The organism is Cupriavidus sp. JZ107 (assembly GCF_053903255.1).
The window spans coordinates 1,898,139-1,922,487 of the sequence record NZ_CP096481.1 but is presented as its reverse complement, the minus strand read 5'-3'; the positions used below and the strand labels follow the sequence as shown (position 1 = coordinate 1,922,487).

Annotated in this window: 24 protein-coding genes; 10 read left to right on the top strand and 14 right to left on the bottom strand. The window is 64.6% G+C overall.

Translation table 11 applies throughout. From position 1 onward, the window contains the following. Positions 1 to 93: 93 nt before the first annotated feature. Positions 94 to 945 (bottom strand): posphoenolpyruvate synthetase regulatory kinase/phosphorylase PpsR, encoded by an 852-nt coding sequence (gene ppsR / locus M1D55_RS18115; protein WP_064577108.1) that lies wholly within the window; start codon positions 943 to 945, stop codon positions 94 to 96. Positions 946 to 1,204: 259 nt separating this feature from the next. Here ppsR and ppsA point away from each other — a divergent pair, with 259 nt between their 5' ends. From ppsA to M1D55_RS18100, 3 genes are all read left to right on the top strand, one after another. Then, the gene (gene ppsA / locus M1D55_RS18110; protein WP_006576530.1) at positions 1,205 to 3,589 is read left to right on the top strand and encodes a phosphoenolpyruvate synthase; all 2,385 of its coding nucleotides are present in this window, start codon (positions 1,205 to 1,207) and stop codon (positions 3,587 to 3,589) included. A 190-nt stretch (positions 3,590 to 3,779) separates the two neighbouring features. Further along, a complete protein-coding gene (locus M1D55_RS18105) occupies positions 3,780 to 4,205 on the top strand; it encodes an NfeD family protein (protein ID WP_064577107.1) in 426 nt (141 codons plus the stop codon). 129 nt (positions 4,206 to 4,334) lie between these two features. Continuing rightward, positions 4,335 to 5,267, top strand: a complete 933-nt coding sequence (locus M1D55_RS18100) for an SPFH domain-containing protein (RefSeq protein ID WP_064577106.1) — start codon at positions 4,335 to 4,337, stop codon at positions 5,265 to 5,267. Positions 5,268 to 5,387: 120 nt separating this feature from the next. Here the strand turns inward: M1D55_RS18100 and smpB are convergent, their stop codons facing one another. Continuing rightward, the gene (smpB, locus tag M1D55_RS18095) at positions 5,388 to 5,840 is read right to left on the bottom strand and encodes an SsrA-binding protein SmpB (protein WP_006579356.1); all 453 of its coding nucleotides are present in this window, start codon (positions 5,838 to 5,840) and stop codon (positions 5,388 to 5,390) included. A 226-nt stretch (positions 5,841 to 6,066) separates the two neighbouring features. On the opposite strand from smpB, the gene M1D55_RS18090 reads away from it, so the two are divergent. After that, positions 6,067 to 6,504 (top strand): type II toxin-antitoxin system RatA family toxin, encoded by a 438-nt coding sequence (locus M1D55_RS18090; RefSeq protein ID WP_006579355.1) that lies wholly within the window; start codon positions 6,067 to 6,069, stop codon positions 6,502 to 6,504. Continuing rightward, entirely contained in the window at positions 6,491 to 6,877 is a 387-nt protein-coding gene (locus tag M1D55_RS18085) for an RnfH family protein (RefSeq protein ID WP_064577105.1), read from the top strand. Before M1D55_RS18090 ends, M1D55_RS18085 begins: the two co-directional genes overlap by 14 nt. 16 nt (positions 6,878 to 6,893) lie before the next feature. Here the strand turns inward: M1D55_RS18085 and M1D55_RS18080 are convergent, their stop codons facing one another. Next, positions 6,894 to 7,952: a DMT family transporter gene (locus M1D55_RS18080; protein ID WP_082928687.1), complete on the bottom strand. Its 1,059-nt coding sequence runs from the start codon at positions 7,950 to 7,952 to the stop codon at positions 6,894 to 6,896. A gap of 136 nt (positions 7,953 to 8,088) precedes the next feature. Between M1D55_RS18080 and guaB the strand changes: the two genes are divergently transcribed. The 3 genes from guaB to guaA all read left to right on the top strand — a co-directional run bounded on the left by guaB (position 8,089) and on the right by guaA (position 11,910). Next, complete coding sequence (guaB, locus tag M1D55_RS18075; RefSeq protein ID WP_006575929.1) at positions 8,089 to 9,552, top strand: IMP dehydrogenase; 1,464 nt, start codon at positions 8,089 to 8,091, stop codon at positions 9,550 to 9,552. A 149-nt stretch (positions 9,553 to 9,701) separates the two neighbouring features. Then, on the top strand, positions 9,702 to 10,316 hold the full coding sequence (locus M1D55_RS18070) for a hypothetical protein (RefSeq protein WP_064577104.1): 615 nt from the start codon (positions 9,702 to 9,704) through the stop codon (positions 10,314 to 10,316). Beyond that, the gene (gene guaA / locus M1D55_RS18065) at positions 10,291 to 11,910 is read left to right on the top strand and encodes a glutamine-hydrolyzing GMP synthase (protein ID WP_064577103.1); all 1,620 of its coding nucleotides are present in this window, start codon (positions 10,291 to 10,293) and stop codon (positions 11,908 to 11,910) included. Before M1D55_RS18070 ends, guaA begins: the two co-directional genes overlap by 26 nt. A 160-nt stretch (positions 11,911 to 12,070) precedes the next feature. Here the strand turns inward: guaA and M1D55_RS18060 are convergent, their stop codons facing one another. Both M1D55_RS18060 and hchA read right to left on the bottom strand, forming a co-directional pair. Continuing rightward, a complete protein-coding gene (locus tag M1D55_RS18060) occupies positions 12,071 to 12,793 on the bottom strand; it encodes a PA1136 family autoinducer-binding transcriptional regulator (RefSeq protein ID WP_456281469.1) in 723 nt (240 codons plus the stop codon). Continuing rightward, positions 12,793 to 13,635: a glyoxalase III HchA gene (gene hchA, locus M1D55_RS18055; RefSeq protein WP_064577101.1), complete on the bottom strand. Its 843-nt coding sequence runs from the start codon at positions 13,633 to 13,635 to the stop codon at positions 12,793 to 12,795. The genes M1D55_RS18060 and hchA overlap by 1 nt, the downstream gene beginning before the upstream one ends. 271 nt (positions 13,636 to 13,906) lie before the next feature. Here hchA and M1D55_RS18050 point away from each other — a divergent pair, with 271 nt between their 5' ends. Beyond that, the gene (locus M1D55_RS18050; RefSeq protein ID WP_064577100.1) at positions 13,907 to 14,812 is read left to right on the top strand and encodes an arginase family protein; all 906 of its coding nucleotides are present in this window, start codon (positions 13,907 to 13,909) and stop codon (positions 14,810 to 14,812) included. Positions 14,813 to 14,854: 42 nt separating this feature from the next. Here M1D55_RS18050 and M1D55_RS18045 read toward each other — a convergent pair whose 3' ends face one another. From M1D55_RS18045 to M1D55_RS18025, 5 genes are all read right to left on the bottom strand, one after another. Further along, positions 14,855 to 15,841, bottom strand: coding sequence for a Bug family tripartite tricarboxylate transporter substrate binding protein (locus M1D55_RS18045; RefSeq protein ID WP_064577099.1), 987 nt, complete (start codon positions 15,839 to 15,841; stop codon positions 14,855 to 14,857). Positions 15,842 to 15,929: 88 nt separating this feature from the next. Further along, on the bottom strand, positions 15,930 to 16,757 hold the full coding sequence (locus M1D55_RS18040; RefSeq protein WP_456282734.1) for an enoyl-CoA hydratase-related protein: 828 nt from the start codon (positions 16,755 to 16,757) through the stop codon (positions 15,930 to 15,932). A 38-nt stretch (positions 16,758 to 16,795) separates the two neighbouring features. After that, positions 16,796 to 18,013, bottom strand: a complete 1,218-nt coding sequence (locus tag M1D55_RS18035) for a CaiB/BaiF CoA transferase family protein (RefSeq protein WP_456281468.1) — start codon at positions 18,011 to 18,013, stop codon at positions 16,796 to 16,798. A 146-nt stretch (positions 18,014 to 18,159) separates the two neighbouring features. Then, entirely contained in the window at positions 18,160 to 19,044 is an 885-nt protein-coding gene (locus M1D55_RS18030; protein ID WP_456282733.1) for a LysR substrate-binding domain-containing protein, read from the bottom strand. Positions 19,045 to 19,104: 60 nt separating this feature from the next. After that, positions 19,105 to 20,484 (bottom strand): NAD-dependent succinate-semialdehyde dehydrogenase, encoded by a 1,380-nt coding sequence (locus M1D55_RS18025; RefSeq protein WP_456281467.1) that lies wholly within the window; start codon positions 20,482 to 20,484, stop codon positions 19,105 to 19,107. Positions 20,485 to 20,723: 239 nt separating this feature from the next. On the opposite strand from M1D55_RS18025, the gene M1D55_RS18020 reads away from it, so the two are divergent. Then, positions 20,724 to 21,647: an AraC family transcriptional regulator gene (locus M1D55_RS18020; protein WP_064577095.1), complete on the top strand. Its 924-nt coding sequence runs from the start codon at positions 20,724 to 20,726 to the stop codon at positions 21,645 to 21,647. Here M1D55_RS18020 and M1D55_RS18015 read toward each other — a convergent pair. The 4 genes from M1D55_RS18015 to M1D55_RS18000 form a co-directional block, all read right to left on the bottom strand. Continuing rightward, the gene (locus M1D55_RS18015; RefSeq protein WP_456281466.1) at positions 21,636 to 21,902 is read right to left on the bottom strand and encodes a hypothetical protein; all 267 of its coding nucleotides are present in this window, start codon (positions 21,900 to 21,902) and stop codon (positions 21,636 to 21,638) included. The two genes, M1D55_RS18020 and M1D55_RS18015, sit on opposite strands and share 12 nt — an antisense overlap. Positions 21,903 to 21,984: 82 nt before the next feature. Beyond that, positions 21,985 to 22,488 (bottom strand): hypothetical protein, encoded by a 504-nt coding sequence (locus M1D55_RS18010; RefSeq protein ID WP_064577094.1) that lies wholly within the window; start codon positions 22,486 to 22,488, stop codon positions 21,985 to 21,987. A 119-nt stretch (positions 22,489 to 22,607) separates the two neighbouring features. After that, the gene (locus M1D55_RS18005; protein WP_006575943.1) at positions 22,608 to 23,189 is read right to left on the bottom strand and encodes a TetR/AcrR family transcriptional regulator; all 582 of its coding nucleotides are present in this window, start codon (positions 23,187 to 23,189) and stop codon (positions 22,608 to 22,610) included. A gap of 172 nt (positions 23,190 to 23,361) precedes the next feature. Beyond that, complete coding sequence (locus tag M1D55_RS18000) at positions 23,362 to 24,303, bottom strand: LysR family transcriptional regulator (RefSeq protein WP_064577093.1); 942 nt, start codon at positions 24,301 to 24,303, stop codon at positions 23,362 to 23,364. Positions 24,304 to 24,349 lie beyond the last annotated feature (46 nt).

Below are 24,349 nucleotides of genomic sequence, written 5' to 3'. Positions count from 1 at the left end.
CGACAGGTCTCGTAGACCGGCATCCCGCTCCCGTCTCCCGCCCGGCGGGAGACGGGAGAAACCAGGGAGGGGGGCCAGCGAAGGAAACGCCCCTCAATAATTGTCCCGATCGACCTTGATCTCCTGCAGGATCGTCGTGGCGATTTCCTCGATCGACTTGTGCGTCGACGACAGCCATTTGATCCCTTCGCGCCGCATCATGATCTCCGCTTCATTGACCTCGTAGCGGCAATTTTCCAGCGACGCGTATTTGCTGCCGGGCCGGCGCTCATTGCGGATCTCGGACAGACGCTGCGGATCGATCGACAGGCCGAAGATCTTCGCCTTGAAATCGTACAGCGCCGACGGCAGCTTGCCGCGTTCGAAATCGTCCGGAATCAGCGGGTAATTGGCCGCCTTCAGCCCATATTGCATCGCCAGGTACAGGCTGGTCGGCGTCTTGCCGCTGCGCGACACGCCCACCAGGATCACGTCGGCCTCGGCCAGATTCTTGTGCGACTGGCCGTCGTCGTGGGCCAGCGAGAAATTGATCGCCTCGATGCGGTTCTTGTACGCCTCGGTATCCGCATTCTGGTGAAAGCGTCCGATCGCATGGGTCGATTTCAGCCCCAATTCCTTTTCGAGCGGCTCGATAAAGGTCTGGAACATGTCCAGGATCATGCCCTTGGCGCGGCGCAGCGCCTTGTTCGACTCGGCATTGACCAGCGTGGTGAAGACGATCGGCGGGACCCCTTCGGCATAGAAGGCCTCGTTGATCTTGCCGACCGCCATATGCGCCTTTTCCGGCGTATCGATAAAGGGCATTCGCACCTTTCGAAAGCGCATCTCGAACTGGGCCAGGATCGAATGACTGAAGGTTTCGGCGGTGATCCCGGTGCCGTCCGAGACGATAAATACGGTGCGGACGGCCGGCTTGTCGGCGCGCGGCGCGGCGGGGGAATCCATGTCTGAACAATTATTTTGGGGCCTGCCGCACGCGAAAGTGCGGTGCGGCACGGTAGAATAGCGGCGATCTTTTCGCTAAGCAATTGCACGGCGCGCCACGCGCGGGACGATTCGGCGCGGGATTGTCGACAAATGGGCTCGACAGCATTCCGCCATTCCCAGGCGCCCGGATTGTTTAGCAAAGCGATCCGCCCGGTAGCAGAACTCCAACGACATTCCGGCGTGAGCGACAGGTTTCCTACTTTGTTTTGAGGCTTTTATGACCAACCTGGCAAATGACGGCGCCTACGTGCTGCCGTTCGAGCAGCTGCGCATGGCGGATGTGGAAGTGGTGGGGGGCAAGAATTCGTCGCTCGGCGAAATGATCTCCCAGCTGGCAGGCGCCGGCGTGCGCGTGCCCGGCGGCTTCGCCACCACCGCGCTGGCCTTCCGCGACTTCATCGCCCACAACAACCTGACCCAACGCATCTCCGACCGCCTGAAGGCGCTCGACGTCGACGACGTCAAGGCGCTGGCCGAGGCCGGCGCCGAGATCCGCAACTGGGTCGCCACCGCACCGTTCCAGCCGCGCCTGGAGCAGGAAATCCGCGAACACTACGCACGCGTCGCGGAGCGCGAGGGTGCGGAAGCCTCGTTCGCGGTGCGCTCGTCGGCGACCGCCGAAGACCTGCCCGACGCCTCGTTCGCCGGCCAGCAGGAGTCCTACCTGAACGTCAGCGGCATCGACGACGTGCTTGACAAGATCAAGCACGTGTTCGCCTCGCTGTACAACGACCGCGCGATCTCGTACCGCGTGCACAAGGGCTTCGCCCACGATGTGGTGGCGCTGTCGGCCGGCGTGCAGCGCATGGTCCGTTCGGACCTGGCCGCGTCGGGCGTGATGTTCACGATCGACACCGAATCGGGCTTCCCCGACGTGGTCTTCATCACCTCCAGCTACGGCCTGGGCGAAACGGTGGTGCAGGGCGCGGTCAATCCGGACGAGTTCTACGTGTTCAAGCCGACGCTGCAGGCCGGCAAGTATCCGATCATCCGCCGCTCGATCGGCTCGAAGCTGATCAAGATGGAATTCACCGCGCCGGGCGAAGCCGGCCGCGTCAAGACCGTCGACGTGCCGAGCGAACTGCGCAACCGCTACTCGATCACCGACGAGGACGTCAGCGAGCTGGCGCGCTACGCGATGATCATCGAGAAGCATTACGGCCGCCCGATGGACATCGAGTGGGGCAAGGACGGCAAGGACGGCAAGATCTACATCCTGCAGGCGCGTCCGGAGACCGTGAAGAGCCAGTCGGCCGGCAAGGCCGAGCAGCGCTTCAAGCTCAAGGGCACGTCCGCGGTGCTGGCCACCGGCCGCGCGATCGGCCAGAAGATCGGCACCGGTCCGGTCCGCGTGATCAACGACCCCAGCGAGATGGAGCGCGTGCAGCCCGGCGACGTGCTGGTCGCCGACATGACCGACCCGAACTGGGAACCGGTGATGAAGCGCGCCTCGGCCATCGTGACCAACCGCGGCGGCCGCACCTGCCACGCGGCGATCATCGCGCGTGAGCTGGGCGTGCCGGCCGTGGTCGGCTGCGGCGACGCCACCGATGTGCTGAAGGACGGCACGCTGGTCACCGTCTCGTGCGCCGAGGGCGACGAGGGCCGCATCTACGATGGCCTGCTGGAGACCGAGGTCACCGAGGTGCAGCGCGGCGAGATGCCGGAGCTCGACGTCAAGATCATGATGAACGTCGGCAATCCGCAGCTGGCCTTCGACTTCGCGCAGATCCCGAACAGCGGCGTGGGTCTGGCCCGTCTCGAATTCATCATCAACAACAACATCGGCGTCCACCCGAAGGCCATCCTCGACTATCCGCAGGTCGACTCCGACCTGAAGAAGGCGGTCGAGAGCGTGGCCCGCGGCCATGCCAGCCCGCGCGCGTTCTACATCGACAAGCTGGCCGAGGGCATCGCCACGATCGGCGCCGCCTTCTATCCGAAGCCGGTGATCGTGCGCCTGTCGGACTTCAAGTCCAACGAGTACAAGAAGCTGATCGGCGGTTCACGCTACGAGCCGGACGAGGAAAACCCGATGCTGGGTTTCCGCGGCGCCTCGCGCTATATCGCCGAGGACTTCGCCGAAGCGTTCGAGATGGAATGCAAGGCCATGAAGCGCGTGCGCGACGAAATGGGCCTGACCAACGTCGAGATCATGGTGCCGTTCGTGCGCACGCTGGGCCAGGCCGAGAAGGTCATCGACCTGCTGGCCAAGCACGGCCTGAAGCGCGGCGAGAACGGCCTGCGCGTGATCATGATGTGCGAGGTGCCGTCCAACGCGATCCTGGCCGAGGAGTTCCTGCAGTACTTCGACGGCTTCTCGATCGGCTCGAACGACCTGACGCAGCTGACGCTGGGCCTGGACCGCGATTCGGGCATGGAACTGCTGGCCAAGGACTTCGACGAGCGCGACCCCGCGGTGCGCTTCATGCTGTCGCGCGCGATCTCGACCGCGCTGCGGCTGAACAAGTATGTCGGCATCTGCGGCCAGGGCCCGTCGGACCATCCGGACTTCGCCGCGTGGCTGGCCAAGGAAGGCATCAAGTCGATCTCGCTGAATCCCGATTCGGTGATCGACACGTGGCGGCAGCTGGCGTCGTAATTTGAAACGACGACAGGCTCGGTGCCGTCCGCTGCGCCCTACCTCGGTAGGGCGTGGCCATGCCCCCGCAGGTGCTTCGGCGCCGCGGGGGTTTTTCGCTTTGGCAGGGCGCGGCCGCGGTCGACACAAGAGGCCCGCGCCTGCGGATCAGAACTAAAACAGCAACAACGAGATCGAGGGGTGAATCGCCATGGCGGACTACCACATCTGGTTCGGCCTTGCGGTACTGCTGGTCATCGCCGAACTGGCCAGCCTGACGCTGTATCTGCTGATGGTCGCGCTGGCGGCCGTCGCCGCGGGCATCGCGGCGCTGTCGGGGTTGGGTATCGCGGCGCAATTCGGCGTCGCGGCGGTGATCGCGCTGGTGGGCTTCGCGGCGCTGCGGCGCTCGCGCTATGGCCGCGCGCGGCGGGGTGCGGCTGCCACCGATCCGAACGTCAACCTCGATATCGGCCAGGAGCTCGATGTGCCGGCCTGGGGCGCCGATCGCCGCGCGCGTGTGCCGTACCGGGGCGCGCAGTGGCAGGTCGAACTGGGCGCGCCCGGCGAGGCCTTGCCGGGCCGCTATCGCATCGTCGAGGTCCGCGGTAACACGCTGGTCGTGGTGCCGCGCTAGCCTGTCGCCGGCGCGGAGCCGCGCCGCCTCGTGCAGGCCGTGGCACGGCCTGCCGTGGGCGCAAAGCCGCGCGCGGCTTCCTTCCTTTGTCCTTCTGTCCTTTTCCCTGCAACAACCGATGGAGTCCCCATGCTAGATGTCGCCGGCAGCGTGCTGCCTCTCCTGGTCCTGATCGCCGTGATCGTGCTGCTCGCGCAGAGCTTCAAGATCGTGCCGCAGCAGCACGCCTGGGTGCTGGAGCGCCTGGGCAAATACCGCGCGACGCTGACGCCCGGGCTCAACGTGGTGCTGCCGTTCATCGACCGCGTGGCCTACAAGCACATCCTGAAGGAAATCCCGCTCGACGTGCCCAGCCAGGTCTGCATCACCAAGGACAACACGCAGCTGCAGGTCGACGGTGTGCTGTACTTCCAGGTCACCGACCCGATGAAGGCGTCGTACGGCTCGAGCAACTTCGTCGTCGCGATCACGCAGCTGGCGCAGACCACGCTGCGCTCGGTGATCGGCAAGCTGGAACTCGACAAGACCTTCGAGGAGCGCGAGTTCATCAATCACAGCATCGTCAATGCGCTGGACGAGGCGGCGTCGAACTGGGGCGTCAAGGTGCTGCGCTACGAGATCAAGGACCTGACCCCGCCGAAGGAAATCCTGCACGCGATGCAGGCGCAGATCACGGCCGAGCGCGAGAAGCGGGCGCTGATCGCGGCCTCCGAAGGCCGCCGGCAGGAACAGATCAACCTGGCCTCGGGCGCGCGCGAGGCGGCGATCCAGCAATCCGAGGGTGAACGCCAGGCCGCGATCAACAAGGCGCAGGGCGAGGCCGCCGCGATCCTGGCCGTGGCCGAGGCCAATGCGCAGGCGATCGAGAAGATCGGGCGCGCGATTCGCGCCGAGGGCGGTGTCGAAGCGGTCAATCTGAAGGTCGCCGAGGAATATGTCGGCGCCTTCGGCAATCTGGCCAAGACCGGCAATACGCTGATCGTGCCGGGCAATCTCGGCGAAATGAGCTCGATGGTCGCGTCGGCGCTGCAGATCGTCAAAAGCCAGAAGGGCGCGGGCTGAGCGATCGCGCTTGGTGTCCCGTCGTCCCCGCGGAGGCGGGGACCCAGCGGCTTTGAACCACCCCTGAAAGACGCTGGATTCCCGCATTCGCGGGAATGACAGCCTGGCGCAGCGGGGGCGTTATTCCTTGCCGCCGCTCTTGATGATCCGCGCCTTTTCGCGCTGCCAGTCGCGATCCTTCTCGGTCTCGCGCTTGTCGAACAGCTTCTTGCCCTTGGCCAGGCCAATCTCGCATTTGACGCGGCCGCGCGTGTAATGCAGGTTCAGCGGCACCAGCGTATAGCCGCGCTGCTCGACCTTGCCGATCAGCTTGCGGATCTCGTCGGCCTTGAGCAGCAGCTTGCGCGTGCGCACGGGGTCCGGCTTGACGTGCGTGGAGGCGCTCTGCAGCGGGCTGATATGCGCGCCGATCAGGAACAGCTCGGCGTCGCGCACCACCACATAGCCTTCCTTGATCTGCACGCGCCCGGCGCGAATCGCCTTGACCTCCCAGCCTTCGAGCACGATGCCGGCTTCGTATCGCTCCTCGATGAAATAGTCGAAGAAGGCCTTCTTGTTGTCTGCGATGGTCATGCGTGGTGGTGGATGGTAGGGTGCGGCGGCGCCGTCGTGCGGCCCCGCCGGTTCGGCGGACGCCGGTGGCGGCCGCTGGTACGATGACTGGCGCCGGGCTAGATGCCGGCGTCCCGGCCGGAGCGTGCGCCAGGGCAGGCGCGCGTCGGCTAAAATCCGGATTCTAGCAAACAGACCGGCCCCGGTTGTCGCCCGTGGACAGCCATCGGCCCAGAATCGTCAACTCATGGCAGACGTCCATAAAACCGTGCTGCTCGGTTATTCGGCCGAGCGAATGTACGACCTGGTCACGCGCGTCGAGGACTACCCCAAGTTCCTGCCCTGGTGCGGCGGCGTGGAAGTGTTCGAGCAGACCGAGACGTTGCTCGACGCCAAGCTGCATATCCATTTCAACGGCATCAAGCAGTATTTCCATACCCGCAATACGCAGCATCGGCCGACCCGCATCGACATGAATTTCGCCGATGGTCCGTTCAAGACCTTCAACGGCTACTGGAATTTCATTCCGCTGCGCGAGGACGCCTGCAAGATCGAATTCCATCTGCATTACGAGTTCTCCAGCATCATCCTCGAGAAGATCATCGGGCCGGTGTTCAGCATGATCGCGAATACCTTCGTCGACGCCTTCGTCAAGCGCGCCGAGGTCGTCTATGGCAACAGCTGAAACAGCTGAAACGGCTGGGCAGGAGGTGGCCACCGTGCGCGTGGCCGTCTGCCACGCGAAGCCGGACACGGTCTTCCTGAAGGAAATCGAACTGCCCGCCGGCGCCACGATCGCCGCGGCGATCGAGGCCAGCGGCGTGCTGTCGGCCCATCCGGAGCTCGATCCGGCGACGCTGCGCGTCGGCATCTTCGGCAAGCTGAAGACGCTGGAGACGGTGGTGCGCGCGGGTGACCGCATCGAGCTCTACCGGCCCCTGGTGGCCGATCCCAAGACCGCGCGGCGCCGCCGCGTGCAGAAGGCGCGCGAGGCCGGCACGCGCGAAGGGCAGAAGTGGATGCGCGGCGGCGGCGACAGCGAGGCCGGGGACCGCTGAGCCGTCGATCGGCGCGTCAGGCCGGCCGCTTGCCCGCCTGGCCAGGCTCGGTGGCCGCGGTGGCTGCGGTCGCTTCGATGGCTTCCGCGTTCGCCGGCTCGTCCGCCGCTGGCGCCGCGCGCTTGTCGCCGGCATGCAGCCGCACCGACCAAGCCACGCCGATCATCAGCAGCACGATGGCCGCCAGTTCGAGGCCGCGCGGCCAGCGCTGCTCGTAGAGGAAGCCGTAGGCCAGCGCGAACAGCGTCTCGAACACGATCATCTGGCCCGACAGCGTCAGCGGCAGCCGCCGGCTGGCGATATTCCACAGGTTGTTGCCGATCAGCGAGGCGCCCAGCGCCACCGCCGCATTGACCCACCAGAACCATTGCCAGTCGCGCCCGCTGCCCGGGGCGGTCAGCACGTCGCGGAACAGCAGCCAGCCGATCAGCGCCAGCAGCGCGGAGACGATGCCGGTCGACAGCCCGTACAGCGCCGACCATTCGTTGCCGCTGTATTGCGGATTGCGCTGCAGGTAGCGGGCATTGTCGACCGCGTACAGCGTCCAGCAGACCAGCGCGCCCGCCGCGCAGACCACGCCGGCCAGCTTCTGCCAGACCGGCCGCGCTGCTTCGGCGGCGGCCGCGCCATGGGCGCCGTGGCCGCCGCCGGCGAACAGGTCCAGGTTGATGCAGGCGATGCCGACCGCGACCACCAGCAGCGGCAGCAGCAGCCGCGACAGCGGCACCGCGCCGTGGTCGCGCCGGCCCATCACCGTGACGGAAATCGGCAGGATGCCGATGATCAGCGAGGTCGGGCCGACGCCGGCCAGCTGCACGCCGAAGGCCAGCAGCACGTAGTACAGCAGGTTGCCGGTGAAGGCCTGGCGCAGCAGGGCGATGCAGTCGGCGCGGGTCAGCTTGCGGGCGATGCGGCGCATCAGCGGCGCCGCGGCGATCGCGGCGACCAGCCCGTAGGCCAGGTAGCGGCCGATCGCCAGCTCCCACGGCGAAAACACCGGCAGCAGCTTGGGCGCGATGAACACCATGCCCCAGAACGCGCCGGCCAGCAGGCCGCACAGTACGCCGATCCCCATCCGTTTTGCCGCGCTGGACGCGCCTCCGCTCAGAAAAGCCTCAAAGGATAGCATTGGCCAGGCAGATTCCGAGCACGCGCCCATCATGAAAGGGGCGGTTCCTGTATAATTCGATTTTGCGCCTAGAGGAATCGCTATGCGTCTTGTCCAGAAAGCACTCACGTTCGATGATGTGCTGCTCGTCCCGGCCTATTCGGCCGTCCTCCCCCGGGATGTCTCCCTCCGCACCCGCCTGACCCGCTCGATCGAATTGAACATTCCGCTGGTTTCCGCCGCCATGGATACCGTGACGGAGGCGCGTCTGGCCATCGCCATGGCACAGGCGGGCGGCATCGGCATCGTTCACAAGAACCTGAAGCCGGCCGACCAGGCGCGGGAAGTGGCGCGCGTCAAGCGCTACGAATCGGGCGTGCTGCGTGATCCGATCACCATTTCGCCGGACATGAAGATCCGCGACGTGATCGCGCTGTCGCAGCAACACGGCATTTCGGGCTTCCCGGTGCTGGAAGGCAAGACCGTCGTCGGCATCATCACCAACCGCGACCTGCGCTTCGAGGAAGAACTCGACGCCCCGGTGCGCGCCAAGATGACGCCGCGCGAGAAGCTGGTCACGGTGGCCGAGGGCGCCAGCCTGGACGAGGCCAAGCGCCTGATGAACCGCCACCGCCTGGAGCGCGTGCTGGTCGTCAACGAGGCCTTCGAACTGCGCGGCCTGATCACCGTCAAGGACATCCAGAAGGCGGTCGAACACCCGCTGGCGAGCAAGGACGACCACGGCCAGCTGCGCGTCGGCGCGGCGGTCGGCGTCGGCCCGGACAACGACGAGCGTGTCGAGCTGCTGGTCAAGGCCGGCGTCGACGTGATCGTGGTCGACACCGCCCACGGTCATAGCCAGGGCGTGCTGAACCGCGTGCGCTGGGTCAAGGACAACTTCCCGCACGTGCAGGTGATCGGCGGCAACATCGCCACCGGCGAAGCCGCCCGCGCGCTGGTCGAGCATGGCGCCGATGGCGTCAAGGTCGGCATCGGCCCGGGCTCGATCTGCACCACGCGTATCGTCGCCGGCGTCGGCGTGCCGCAGATCACCGCGGTGTCGAACGTGGCGGAGGCGCTGGCCGGTACCGGCGTGCCCCTGATCGCCGATGGCGGCGTGCGCTATTCCGGCGATATCGCCAAGGCGCTGGCCGCCGGCGCCCATACCGTGATGATGGGCGGCATGTTCTCGGGCACCGAGGAGGCACCGGGCGAAGTGTTCCTGTATCAGGGCCGCTCGTTCAAGAGCTACCGCGGCATGGGCTCGGTCGGCGCGATGAAGGACGGCGCGGCGGACCGCTACTTCCAGGAAGACAACACCGCCAACGTCGACAAGCTGGTCCCCGAAGGCATCGAAGGCCGCGTGCCCTACAAGGGCTCGGTGATGGCCATCATCCACCAGCTGACCGGCGGCGTGCGCGCGTCGATGGGTTATTGCGGCAGCAGCTCGATCGCCGAATGGCACGAGACCGCCCAGTTCGTGCAGATCACCGCCGCCGGCATGCGCGAGTCGCATGTCCACGACGTGCAGATCACCAAGGAAGCACCGAACTACCATATCGACTAACGTCAGCGACGGACCGGCGAGCGCCGCGCCATGCGCGATGCCGGTGATGCGCGGCTGCACGGCTTCAGGGCGGTGCGGCCGCGCTTCATATCGGGGCCGCGTATCGGCTCCGGCCGTCGGTGCACCCCTCAGTCCGCCAAGGAGATTCGATGAAGGTCCTGCTCCGCGCCGTGTTGTTCTTCGACGCCCTGTTCGATCTCGCGCTCGGCGCCGTGCTGCTGCTCGCGCCGTTCGCCACCTTCTATGCCGCGCTGCAATTGCCGCAGCCGCAGCCGGCGCTGTACGGCCAACTGCTCGGCTTCACGCTGCTCGGCGTGGCGTGGCTGCTCGCTCAGGCCGCTTTCCGCGGTCAGCTGACCGTACCGGTGGCCCGCATGGCGGGGCCCGTCAATCTGGCGTGCGCGTTGCTGATCGCCGCGTGGCTGATCTTCTTCGATCTGCCGGTGCAGGGCGCCGGCAGAATCTGGCTCGGGCTGCTGGCGGCGATGCTGGCCTTCTTCGCACTGGTGCAGATTCCGCTGGCCAAGCGCATCCGCAATCGCGAGCGCGAGGAACTGCTGCGCCGCGAGTCCGAGCTGGCCGCGGCCAACCGTCCGGCTCCCGCTACGCCGACCGTTCACCCATCCCCATCCCCCGAAGTCCGGCGCGAGCCGGTCATCACGCCGCCGCCCGGCTACGGTCCCGGCACCGAAGTGGTGACCGATGTCGAACCGGTCGACACGTCAATCGCTCCCCATCATGCACGACAAAATCCTCATCCTTGATTTCGGCTCGCAGGTTACGCAGCTGATCGCGCGACGCGTCCGCGAGGCGCACGTCTATTGCGAGATCCATCCGAACGACGTGTCGGACGAATTCGTGCGCGAGTTCGCGCCGAAGGGCATCATCCTGTCGGGCAGCCACGCCAGCACCTATGAAGACCATCAGCTGCGCGCGCCGCAGGCGGTGTGGGACCTGGGCGTGCCGGTGCTCGGCATCTGCTATGGCATGCAGACCATGGCCGTGCAGCTGGGCGGCAAGGTCGAGTGGAGCGATTCCCGCGAATTCGGCTACGCCGAGGTGCGCGCGCACGGCCATACCGAGCTGCTGAAGGACGTGCAGGATTTCGTCACGCCGGAAGGCCACGGCATGCTGAAGGTCTGGATGAGCCACGGCGACAAGGTCACCGAACTGCCGCCGGGCTTCAAGCTGATGGCTTCGACGCCAAGCTGCCCGATCGCCGGCATGGCCGACGAAGCGCGCGGCTACTACGCGGTGCAGTTCCACCCCGAGGTCACGCATACGGTCAAGGGCCGCGACATGCTGGAGCGCTTCGTGCTGAAGATCGCCGGTGCGCGCCCGGACTGGGTGATGCGCAATCATATCGACGAGGCCGTCGCGAAGATCCGCGAGCAGGTCGGCGACGAAGAGGTGATCCTGGGCCTGTCGGGCGGCGTCGATTCGTCGGTCGCCGCGGCGCTGATCCATCGCGCGATCGGCGATCAGCTGACCTGCGTGTTCGTCGACCACGGCCTGCTGCGCCAGGACGAGGGCAAGCTGGTGATGGAAATGTTCGCCGGCCGCCTGCATGCCAAGGTCGTGCATATCGACGCGTCGGAACAGTTCCTCGGCCACCTGGCCGGCGTCACCGATCCCGAGCAGAAGCGCAAGATCATCGGCCGCGAATTCGTCGAGGTGTTCCAGGCCGAGGCGAAGAAGCTGACCCGCGCCAAGTGGCTGGCCCAGGGCACGATCTATCCGGACGTGGTCGAATCGGGCGGCACCAAGACCAAGAAGCAGACCACGATCAAGAGCCACCACAACGTCGGCGGCCTGCCCGAGACGCTGGGCCTGAAGCTGCTCGAGCCGCTGCGCGACCTGTTCAAGGACGAAGTGCGCGAACTCGGCGTCGAACTCGGCCTGCCGCCCGAAATGGTCTACCGCCACCCGTTCCCGGGCCCGGGCCTGGGCGTGCGGATCCTCGGCGAGGTCAAGCGCGAATACGCCGACCTGCTGCGCCGCGCCGACGCGATCTTCATCGAAGAACTGCGCGGCACCATCGCCACGGCGCAGGACGCCGCCGCGGGCCTGTGCACCGAAGACCAGGTCGGCAAGAGTTGGTACGACCTGACCAGCCAGGCCTTCGCGGTCTTCCTGCCGGTCAAGTCGGTCGGCGTGATGGGCGACGGCCGCACCTACGACTACGTCGTCGCGCTGCGCGCGGTGCAGACCACCGACTTCATGACCGCGCACTGGGCGCACCTGCCCTATGCGTTGCTGGGCCGCTGCTCGAATCGGATCATCAATGAAGTGCGGGGTTTGAACCGCGTCGTCTATGACGTTTCGGGCAAGCCGCCGGCGACGATCGAGTGGGAGTGATTTGGTATCTGGCACCGGCAGGTGCCAGATAGCACCAGGACCAGCTAGGCTCGCGTCACTGCGGGCTTTTTTTTGCCGAGAAACGTGGCCAACGCGAACCCGGCCGTTGCGCCGGTGCAGAGAGCGGTCTTGCCCAAGCGCGATTGCCCGAACGAAATCCTTACGCGACGATCTCGCCGTTTCGGATCGCCACTCGGATCGCCTGCGCTGTCGTTGCGACGCCGAGGCGTTTGCGTATGCGGCGCAGATGGTTCTCCACCGTACGTTCGGAAAGACCAAGGGTCGCGGCGATGTCGACCTGCCGTCGGCCGGCAGCCGTCCACGCGAGCACTTCGCGTTCACGGTCGGACAGCGATCTGTTGCCATGATCCTGGGGCAGCTCCAGCAGTCTACGCGCTGCCAGAAACGCCGATTCGGCAATGAGCCGGAAGGCGAGACGCGCCAGCGGTGAAGCATCGATCCGCTCCCCGCCAAGGCTCATCGCGCCTTCCAGGCCCAACGGGCCGAATATTGGAACCTGTAGTCCGTGAATGCCACGGCCCATGGGCGTACGGACAACCCGATAGCGTTCGCCTTCTCTTCCTGTCGTCTTGGTCCAGAAGAATGGCTCGTTGGTATCCAGAATGTGACGCGTCACCGGACAGCGCCGCACATAGGTCTCGGCATTGATCGGCTCACCGGTGCCGAACCAGTCGCCTTCCACCCAATAGATGCGGTCGACAATCTCATCCCGCGCGGCGGACGCCGAGAACAGCATGAAACGGTCGTAACCGAGCGGACCGGCAAGCGCGCGAACCTCGTTCTTGATCGCCGCAAGGGATCTGGCGCCCTCGATGGTCAGGGCGCTCCGGAAGGCCGCTTCCATCACGACCGTATTGGCCATCAGGCCGTGACTTCGTTGAGCAACGTCTGCGCTGCGAGCTTGCCCAGGTTGTTGCCCGCCAGCGGGCTGTCACCGGTCAGCAGCTTGCGATCCCTGTGCACTGCACCCGAGATGTTGTCATTGATGATTTCGAAGCCGAGGGATTTCAGCTTCTCGCCGAACTTCCAGGTCAGGTGGCCAGGCATGTACCCGATATCCGGTGTCTGCGCGTCCATGGCATCAGGGAACGCGCAGATCTTGTAGCCCCTATAGATGTCGCTGTCACCGACCGCGAGAAAGCCTGCGGGGCCGTGGCAGAGCGAGATCACGAACTTGTCGTTCGCTGCCGCACACTTCAACGCGTCGCCAACGTCCTTGCTCTCCGGAATGCCGATCAGCGCACCATGCCCGCCAGGAATGAAGATCGCCGCATAGGTATCAAGGCCGCCGGCGACCACATCGGCTAGCTTGAGGGGCTTCTGGAACTGGGGGTGGTACTTGTCGAAAAAGCCGTTCACCGCCTCGTCCTCGGACGGCATCGCCCAGAACTCGAACTTGACCGGATTGCCCGAAACGGTCGCCACATCGAAGGCGAAGCCTGCCTTGTCAAGGTGATACATCGGCAGCAGCGTTTCTACCGGATGGTTGCCGGTCGAGAAGAAGGTGCCGTTGTCGGTCAGCAGGTAGCGCTCGTCGGCACCGATCATCAGGATCTTCTTGCCGCCCGTGTAGGTCGTGGGGTAATCGGCCCCGCTCAGATCGGACTTCGGCGAAGTGAATTGGCTCAGAGAATAGCTCGAGGGAAAGAATGCATTCCTCTCCGCTGGATCGGGTTGCGGCTTCCTGGCGGTTTGATCGGACATGTCGAACCTCCTTGTTCGTTTGTTGACAAGCTCAAAAATAGCTTCTCCAGAAAGCCCGATGCAATGAGGGATTTCCGTCAACGCCATACGCAATCCAGGTACTGTAGATACCGGCGCGGTGGCCGACCGTCGATGTGTCCCCGCTGAACCAGCTTGTCCAGGACCGGGGTCAACTGCCCGGTATCGGCTGCGTGCGGGCCGGACGTTAAGGCAGCCGTCCAGGACCGCGCGACCTCGCTGCTCATCGCGATCAACCCGGACGGAGGCCCCCATGCCGACCTTTCCCTATGCAATTCTCGAAGCCCCTTCCACGTTGGGCCTGGCGACGGACGGCGTGGAGCGCTTGCCCGATCGGCTGCTGGATCACGGTCTTGCGCAGCGCATCCATGCGCGCGGCGCCGGGCGGCTGGCGGTGCCCCCGAAGGATCCGGCGCGCGATCCCGAGACAGGCATCCTGAATGCCGCCGCTATTGCCGCATGGTCACCCAGGCTCGCCGATGCGGTGGAAGCGGTGCTCGATGCGGGTGAATTTCCGGTAGTCCTCGGCGGCGATTGCACGATCGTGCTGGGCTCGATGCTCGCGTTGCGACGGCGCGGCCGCTATGGCTTGCTTTTCATCGACGGCAACGCCGATTTCTTCCAGCCGGAGGCGGAACCCAATGGGGAAGGCGCTTCGATGGACCTGGCCCTGGTGACCGGCCACGGTCCGTCGCTGCTGACCGACCTCGAAGGCCGCGGTCCTCTGGTCCGTCCCGAGGATGCTGTCGCGTTCGCCTATCGGGATCACGAAGATCAGCAAGAGTACGGAAGCCAGCCGCTTCCCAAGACGCTCAGGGCGATTGACCTTCCCGCCGTGCGGGCGATGGGCATCGAGGCCGCCGCGCGCGCAGCGGTCGACCACCTGACCCGAGAGGAACTGGACGGCTTCTTCATCCATGTGGACGCCGACTGCCTCGACGACGCGATCATGCCGGCTGTCGATTTCCGCGTACCGGGCGGGTTATCGCGGGACGAGCTGGGGACCGCGCTGCGGGTAGCGCTGGCGAGCGGCAAGGCAGTCGGCATCGAGATCACCATCTACAACCCGCGCCTTGACGAGGACGGCAGCGCCGGTCGCGGGCTGACCGACGTACTATCCAACGAACTGGCCGCGGCGCACGGAACAGCAGCGCCCTGATACGGGCGCAACTGCTTTTCAGCGTGACTGTTGCTCCGGCTGTCACTCCGGCTCAATCCCAGCCCCCTTGACGACACGGCCCCATTTCTGGATTTCGGCGTTCTGGAATGCCCGCAGCTCCGAGGGCGTCGTAGTCCAGGCCTGTGTCGCGGAATTGCGGTAGAAGGCGCGGGCTCCCGGGCTGTCGACCGCGGCAATCAGTAGCTGTCGCAGCCTGGCAGCCGCCGGGGCAGGCGTTCCTGCCGGCACGTAGGCGGCGAACCAATACCCCATGTCGTAGCCTCTGATGCCGGCCTCATCCAGGGTCGGGACGTCCGGAAGCTCGGGCAGCCTTTCCCTGGTGGACGCGCCTAGCGCGCGGAGCTTGCCCGATTTGATCTGCGACAGGCCGGTGACCGTGTCGATGACCATCATGTCGATGTGGCCGCCAAGCAGATCGTTAAGGGCGTTCGGATTGCTGTTGTATCCGACCCAGACGATGTCCGTACCGGTCAGTTGCTTGAGCATTTCGCCGGCGATTCGGCTGGTCGAATTCCCGCTGCCGAAGCTCAGTTTTCCTTTCGCCTTCCTGGCGGCCTGCACCAGATCATCGACGGTGCGGAAAGGCGAGTCGGCGCGCACGACGAGCACCTGACCGCCACGCCCCAATGCTGTCAACGGCAGGAAATCCGTGATGGGGTCGTAGTGCAGTTTCTTGAACAGGTGCGGATTGGCGGCTTGCGTCGTGTTGGTGGTAATCAGCACGGTGTAGCCGTCCGCAGCGGCCCGGGCCACATGCTGCGCGGCGATCATGCCGCTGGCACCTGGGCGGTTTTCGACGACGACGGCCTTCCCGGTCTGCTGTGCCATCGACGCCGACAGCGCGCGCGCGAGCAGATCGGTCGCGCTGCCCGCGCCGAACGGCACGACAAAGGTGATTGGCTTTTCCGGAAAACCTGCCGCCGGTGCCGATATGGCCCAGATCAGGCCAATGACGGCCGATGCCATCGCCGCTGCCAGACGGGCGATGCGCGTTGTAGTTCCGATCATGGTGTTTGTCTCCTGTCATATGGGGACGTGGCGTCAAGCGGCTTCACTGGCCATGCCACCGTCCCGGGCGAGCGCTGTGGCCGCGCCTTCAGCCGGGTTGGGCCTGGAAGTCGCGTCGCGCGCGGCGCTCCAGAAAATGGCGCACGGCAGCCTTGTGTTCGTCCCCGCAAAGCAGGATCGCCTGCATGGCGGCCGCAGTCTCCAGCGCCACGGGCAACGTCGTCTCTGCCGCATCCAATACCAGGCGCTTGGCCATGCGCAGGGCCTGGGGTGGGTTGGATGCGATGCGGCGTGCCAGGGCGGTACTTGTTTCGTCCAATGCCTCGGGCGAAACGACACGGGACACCATGCCCAGCTGCAAGGCGGTGGCGGCATCGATAAATTCGCTGGTCAGCGTCAGTTCCAGTGCCTTTGCCGTTCCGACGAGCCGGGTCAGGAACCATGCGCCGCCGATGCCGGACACCAGCCCCAGGCGTAGAAAGCTCTCGGCGAAGGTGGCCTGCTCGCTCGCGATGCGCAGATCGCACATCAGTGCCAGGTCGCAGCCGGCGCCGATCGCTGCCCCATTGACTGCGGCAATCGACGGCACCTGCAGTGCCAGCAAGGCATGGGTGATTCGGTGCAACGTTGTCTTCAGCCGAACCCGTACCTGTGCCGCGGAACCCTGCATCAGATCCGATCCGCTCTCCATGTCCTTGACGTTGCCGCCGGTGCAGAAGTACTTGCCGGTGGAGCGCAGCAATACGCAATGGACGTCTGGCAGGCGATTGGCCCTCTCCAGTGCCTCGGCTAGCGCCTCGGCCATGGACACCGACATGGCATTGCCCGTGCCCGGGTCATTGAGGCTCAACGTGAGGACGCCTTCGACGATGTCTTGTCGGACCAGCGTGTCAGGCTGGTCAGTGGCGGGGCGCATTGCGCCGGCTTCATCAGGTTTCATCGACGTATCCTGGGTCAGGTAGATGGGTTTGGAGGAACGACGAGGACGCCGCGTTCGAGCATGGCGTCGATTTGCGGCCGGCTATAGCCGAATTCCTCAAGGACTTCGCGGCCGTGCTGGCCCAACGCAGGCGCGGGCATATCGCGATCCTGCGCACTCGTCGCGTGAGTCGGTCCGGGTGCGAAGCCTGGCATGCGCACCTTTCCGGCGAGCGGGTGGTCAACCCAGCTGTCGATGCCGCTGGCCGTGTACTGCGGGGATCGGAGGACATCCTGGTAGCTGGCAATGGGCGCGCACAGGATGTCGTGCGCGGCCAGCCGCTGTATCCACGCTTCGGTGGAGCGCTGTTGGAACAACGGCGTCAGTGCCTGGCGCAGCGCGTCGCGGTGGGCGACGCGGTCGGCGTTGCGGGCGAAGCGCGGATCGTGCTCCAGGTCCGGTGCACCCAGCACGGCGCATAGCGCTTGCCAACGCTTCGGCTGGTAGGCAGCTACCATGAGCCAGCCATCGCGCGTCTGGTACGCTTCATTGGGCGCGGCGTACGGGGCTGCGCTGCCCGTCCTGGCAGGCACGGCATTGGTGGCGAAGTAGGACGCGTAGCCGATCTGCTGCAGCATCAGCGTGGCGTTGTACAGACTGATGTCCAGGTACTCACCTTGTCCGCTTTGCCGAGCGGCGTTGGCCGCGGCAAGGATCGCGATCGTCGCCAGATAGCCGGCCACCATATCCGCGACCGGAATCGCGACTTTGATGGGCTCGCTTTGCGCTGTGCCAAGCGTACTCATCAGGCCGCTGGCTGCCTGGATGATCCCGTCCACACCGGCGCGCTCGCGCATCGGCCCGGTTTGGCCATAGGCGGAGATGGAGCAATACACCAGCTTGCGATTGCTGCCAGCCAGCGTGTCATAGTCCAGGCCCAATGTCCGCATGACGCCTGGCCTGAAATTCTCGACCACGATGTCCGCGTCCTGAATCAGTCGACGGGCGACTTCGCGGCCGTCCGCGCATTTCAGATTCAGTGCGATGCCGCGCTTGTTGCGGTTGACGCTCAGGTACACCGCGCTTTCGCCGGCGATCCACGGCGGGCCGATCTGCCGCGCCAATTCGCCATCGGGCGGTTCGACCTTGATGACATCGGCACCCATGTCCGCAAGCATCATGGTGCAAACGGGCCCCGCGAGTACATGCGAAAAATCGATTACCCGCAGTCCTCTCAAGCTGCGCTTCAACATATTCCGGCTCCCGGATGACGCGGCTTCGCTGGTGGCCGCGATCACTTGTCATGGGCGCAGAATAGGCAGGGGCACCCGAGCCGGCAATCGACTTTATGGGCCGTACGCTTTGACTTTTTGTAAAAGGGGTCGATCGCTCGAGCGGATCAGATCGCGACGAGCGTCGACAGCCAATCGCGAAATGCGCGCAATGCGCTCGACTGCGGTTTGCTCGTCGGCCACGCGAAGTAGTATGTGTAATCACCGCGATCGAGCGTCGGACCGAGTGGCGCCACCAGCGTCTGGTCCGCCAGTTCCTTTTCGATCAATGCTTTCTGCGCGATGGCGACGCCATGCCCCTCGATCGCCGCTTGATAGGCAAGCAACGATGTTTCGTATTTCATGCCATCGGTGGGACTGACATTGCGCAAGCCTGCTGCGCGCAGCCAAAGCATCCAGTCGTCGGGGCGCGCCATCGAATGCAGCAAGGTTTGCGTGGCCAGCTGCTTCTTGTGCGTCAGGTGCACGGCAGGCGAGGCCACGGGCACAAGCTCGTTGCGAACGAGCTGCAACGTTCGCATTCCCGGCCAACGGCCATCGCCCAGCTGTATGCCTGCGTCAATATCCTCGTGCTCGAAGTCCAGCGGCGCGAACGAGGTCATGACCTGAACGTCGATGTCCTTGTGCAACCGGTGAAAGCTCGCCAGCCGGGGGATGAGCCAGCGCACGGCGAACGTGGCGGGCGATCGTAATCGCAAGGTGTTTCGGCCGGGGCTGCTGTTGGTCACCGCCAGGGTGGCTTCCCGCAATGTCTCGAACAGGGGGATCAAGTCGGAAAGGTAACGCGCGCCGGCCGGGGTCAGCTCCAGGCCGCCGTGTGCGCGGACGAACAGCGGCGTTCCCAGGTAGCTCTCCAGCGCGCGCACCTGCCTGCTGACCGCGGCGGGCGTGACGCACAACTCATCGGCGGCCTTGGAAATGCTGAGCAGCCGTCCGGTCGCTTCGAATGCTCGGGCGGGATTCAGTGGGGGGAGTAGGGCGCGACGCACCATGGCAATAACAGAAGGCGTAGGCTGGGTGGACGTCGCCATGATGCCCTATCTCCGATGGAGTCAGCGTGCCAAGCCCCCCATCAGTACGTACTTGACCTCGACATACTCCTCGATCCCGTAGTAGCTGCCTTCGCGCCCGTATCCCGAATGCTTGACCCCGCCGAATGGCACCGAGGCGGTGCCGACTGAACCGGAATTCAGGATCACCATGCCCGCCTCGATATCGCGGGACAAGCGAAACGCTCGGCCAAGATCGCGCGTGTAGGCGTAAGCCACCAGTCCGTATTCGGTGTCGTTGGCCCTGTTGACGACTTCGGTTTCATCACGGAAGCGGTAGAACGCGAAGACTGGCCCGAAGATTTCGGTTTTGGCGATCGGCATCTCTTCATCGAGATCGGCGAGGACGGTCGGTTCGTAGAACAGTCCGCCTTTCTCGTGCGGTTTGCCTCCGAGCAACACTTTCCCACCGCGCCGCTTCGTGTCTTCGACGAGCTGAACGACCTTGTCGAAGCCCGCTTGATTGATCAGCGGCCCCACGACGAATCCGGGCTGCAGTCCCTGGTCCACGCGAAATTCGGAGACCCGTTCAACGACGGCCCGGACAAGGCGATCGTAAATCCCATCCTGCACGTAGATGCGGTTGGGCGAAATGCAGACCTGGCCGGAATTTCGCAGCTTGGCGGCCACCAGGCCGGTGACGGCCTGATCGAAATCGGCATCATCGAACACGATGAACGGGGCATTGCCTCCCAATTCCAGTGTCATCTTTTTCAGCGCGCGTCCGCTGGCTTCGGCCAGCAGTTTGCCGACGGCGGTGGAGCCGGTGAACGAGATCTTCCGGATCCGATCGTCGCCGGTAAAGAGCGCACCGATCTGTTGTGGGTTGCCGGTGACCATCTCGAACACGCCCTCGGGAATGCCTGCCCGGCGCGCGTACTCGAGCAGCATGTAGGCAGTCAGCGGCGTCTCTTCGGATGGCTTGATGACCATGGTGCAACCGGCCGCCAGTGCGGTCGCGACTTTGCGCGTGATCATCATGAAGGGGAAATTCCAGGGCGTGATGGCCGCAGTCGGTCCAACGGGCTCCTTGACGACGATCACGGCGGCATGATCGGCGTGGGACGGGATGGTGTCGCCATAGACCCGCCTGGCTTCCTCGGCATACCACTCGATAAAGCCAAGCCCGTAGTCGATTTCGCCCAGCGCTTCGGCCAGGCACTTGCCGTTTTCCTTGACCATCAGTTCGGCAAAGACCTGCTTGTCGTCTCTGACGAGTTCGAACCAGCGGCGAAGCAGCTCGCTGCGTTCCTTGGCGAGTTTGCGCGACCATGCCGGAAATGCGTTGCAGGTTCTGTCTATCGCCGCTTTCACCTGGGCTTCGTTCATCTGGAGCGCCGCCCCGATGCGCGATCCGTCTGCAGGGTTCAGTACGTCAATCATGGATATTTACCGCTCCAGTTGGGTGCAATGCGCGCCGTGTCACCACGACAGGGCTTTGCGCTGCGGATTGAATAATGGAATCCAATCCTGCATGCCACCATGGCAACGGGTCTCAAATGTTTGCCTGATCCTATGAGCGGCAAGAACTCCGGTAATGGTGCTGGTAAGCTACGCCGCAGTGCAGACAAGAGGGCTCGGCCATGACTCGATCTGGCAAAAACGAGGCGCCAAGCCAGGCGATGCTGGCGCGGCGCATGGTGTCCATGCTGGCAGCGTTGGCGCCGCGCGAGGGATATAACTTGTCGGCGTTGCCCGATGTCAGATTCCTGCGTTCGAATCGCCCGTTGAAAGCGGTGCCGGTGCTCTACGATCCCGGCATCGTGATCGTTTGCCAGGGCAGGAAACGTGGGTACTTCGGCGATCAGATTTACCTGTACGACGACCGGCATTACCTCGCGGTTTCGGTGCCCGTGCCATTCACCATGGAAACGGACGCCAGCGAATCCGAGCCGCTGCTGGCCATTTACATGCACCTCGATTTCAAGCTCGCTGCCGATCTGATGCTGCAGATCGACCAGCATGGCGGCATGGAGCCGACCGAGCCGCGCGGCATGATGTCCACCCCGATGGACAGCCGGCTATGCGAATCGCTGGTTCGATTTCTCGAGGCGATGAGCCGCCCTGTGGAAGCCCGGATTCTTGGCCCGGCGCTGGTGCGGGAAATCTACTTCCATGTTCTGACGGGCGAGCAAGGGGCATCGATGCGCGCCGCGCTCGCCATGCATGGGCAGTTCGGCAAGATCGCGCGCGCGTTGCGCCGGATCCATGCGTCCTTTCATGTCGACGTCAGTGTCGAACAACTGGCGCGCGAAGCCGGGATGAGTGTGCCCAGCTTCCACGCCCACTTCAAGGCCGTCACCAAGACCTCGCCGGTGCAGTACCTGAAGTCGATACGATTGCATCAGGCACGCCTGCATATGGTCCGTCACGGCATGACCGCGGCCGCTGCAAGCGCCGAAGTTGGCTATGACAGCCCCTCGCAGTTCAGCCGGGAATTCAAGCGCCTTTTCGGGCGAAGCCCGATCGAAGAGGTCAAGCGGATGAAGGCGGAATTTGCCGTGCCGCCTCCGCATGCCGCCTCGCCGTTCGTGTCATCGCACTGACGCCACTGATCGCCCTTGTTTGGGCGCCACCATCGCCGAGCGCGCATGGCGGACCAGGCGTAGCAGCCAACCGGCCGACGTTTCGATCGTCGCGCCGCCTGCAAGGTCCTGTCCGCGCGGGCCGGCATGGACCGTCAGTTGCTGTCGGCTGAGCCAGGCCTCGATGCCCTCCAGGGCTTCATCGTCGGCCAGCATGTTCTCCAGATCCTCGACGCTCGATTCTGTTTCGGAAAAAGTGTCCAGCGGGAATGCCATGCTCCGTCTCTCCTGATTTGCACAGTAATGCCGAGGCGGGCGAGCGCGGCCCACGCGACATCCGCGGGCCGCGTACCCGGAATCAGGGGAGGGGCGCGCGCCGCCGTTGCAAATGCATCCACCGGGCCTGCAATGCGGAGCCGAGCAGAAAGACGACCAGCCACGCGGCAAGCGTGCCGCGTACCACAGGCGATTGCGGGCCGTCGGCGAGAGGATGGGCCACGGGCAATCGTGTCAGCGTTTCGTTGATTCCGGGGACGAGCAGCAGGAAGAAGCTGAACGTGAATCCGAACTGGGACAGGTAGGGCTGGGCACGGGGAAAGACCGGGACCCGTGGCAGCACCAGCGCGCCGAAGATGGCGAGCAGCGCCACGATGCCGAGCGCATGGCCGACGTTGAAGCCCCCGCTGCTGGACAGCCCGAATGACGTCAGCACCGACAACAGCAGCCCACCGAGGTAAATCCGGCCGGCATGCGTGTCGCTGTCGATCCTGAAGTAGCGCGCAAAGCTATAGACGCCCGCGATGACGGGGACGATGCTGATCAGGGTGTGCCCGGATCCCAGGGCGGAAATCGGATGCGGCATAGGACGATGGCTCCTTCAAACCATGGGTTGAAACAACGGGATTTCACATGCGTGGCAACCAACTAGTTGGTCGGTATCCCGGTGAAAAAATAGCCGGCTCGCGGCCGGTAAAAAAGCGATTAGTTCGACCCGGTCAGCCGTCTGATCGCCGCTTGCGAGATGGAGGCAAATGCCTCGGGATTGTCGAAAGCCCGTGCGGTCAACATTGCGCCGTGCACCGTGGACATGAAGGTCTGTGCCTCGACAAGCGCCGTATCGCGCAGATGCAATTGTCCTTTCCCGGCACCTGCCTCCAGGACCGTGGCCAGCCATGCGGTCAGGTCCTCGAAGTAGGCTCGAACCTCGTTCGCGATCTCTTGCGGGATGATCGGCAATTCGGCAGCCAGCATCGCGCAAATACACATCGATGACGTGCCGTCGCGTATGCACCGCGACCAGTAATCGATATAGGCCGTCAGCCGCGCCAACGGATCGCCGATCTGGCCATCGAGTGCGGCCAGGCCTTGCCGCGTCTGCGCGCGGTGTAGCGCGACCACGGTCAGGACCAGGTCCGCCTTGCTCGGAAAATGATGATGGATGCTCGGCTTGCCGATACGCACGCGCTCGGACAGATCCGCATAACTGAATCCGTGATAACCGCCAGCGGCCAGCAACAGCTTCGTATGCTCGGCGATTTCGGCCGCGCGGGGGGAAAGTTCCATAGATATCAATAAGCGGGATTGCGGCCCACGCATGCAAGACATCGCTCGTGCAACTGCCGGGATGCCGCGCGTGGCACTCAATACGTTGACCAATCTACTAGTTGGTCGGTTGTGTTGTCAAGAATTTCCGCTTGCGACATGGCATCACGCATTCGGCAACGCGATCGGCTGCTCAATGCCGACGGCGGTTTCGTCCGGCAGGCGATTGGCGGTCCGGCTCCCGCTCGGCCACCTCACGGGCCAACGCGAGGAATGCCTTCATTCCGGCAGAGTGGTGGCGCCGGCCCGGGTAATAGAGGCAGAGCCCGGGCAAAGGCGGTGTCCAATCCGCCAGCACGCGAACCAGGCGTCCTGCCTCGATATCGGGCAGCACGTCCTGCTCCATGAAATAGCCCAGGCCGATATTCCCGATCACGGCGGCCCGCGCCAGGCTCGCTTCGTCGAGCGTGATCGGGCCGCGCACGTCGATCTGCGCTGTCTCGCCGGCCTTCTCGAATTGCCACCGATACAGCGTCCCGTCGGGCAGGCGGACACGCGCGCACTGGTGCTTCAGCAGATCGGGTGGGACGCGAGGCTTCCGATGGTTCTCGAAGTACACGGGCGATCCCACGACGGCATAGCGTTGGGGCCGGCCGAGCGGCACGGCGATCATGTCGCTGGGAACGAGGTCGGCGACTCGAACGCCGAGATCGAAACCCTCGGCGACGATATCGACCAGCCGTCCTTCGGTCACCAGGTCGACATTCATGTCCGGGTAGCGGCGCAGGAATTCGAGCACCAGCGGGGACATGATGTCTCGCGCCGCAAATGCCGCGGCATTGATCCGCAGTGTTCCGGATGGCGTTTCCTGCTGCGACCGCACTGCCTCCAATGCGCCGTGAATATCGTGAAGCGCGGGCCCGACCTGCTCGACAAACTGTCGACCGGCATCGGTCAGCGAGACACTGCGCGTCGTGCGATTGAACAGGCGGATGCCAAGATTGGTCTCGAGCTTGCCAATGGCATGGCTCAGGGCCGTGGTCGACATCCCGAGATCGATCGCCGCTGCGCGGAACGTTCCACGGCGGGCAATCGCGATGACGGCTTCGAGGTCGTGAAGGGAGGTTTTTTCCATTGTCCTGTTTTTTTCATCGACACATCCAGCGTTATCGTGTTTATCA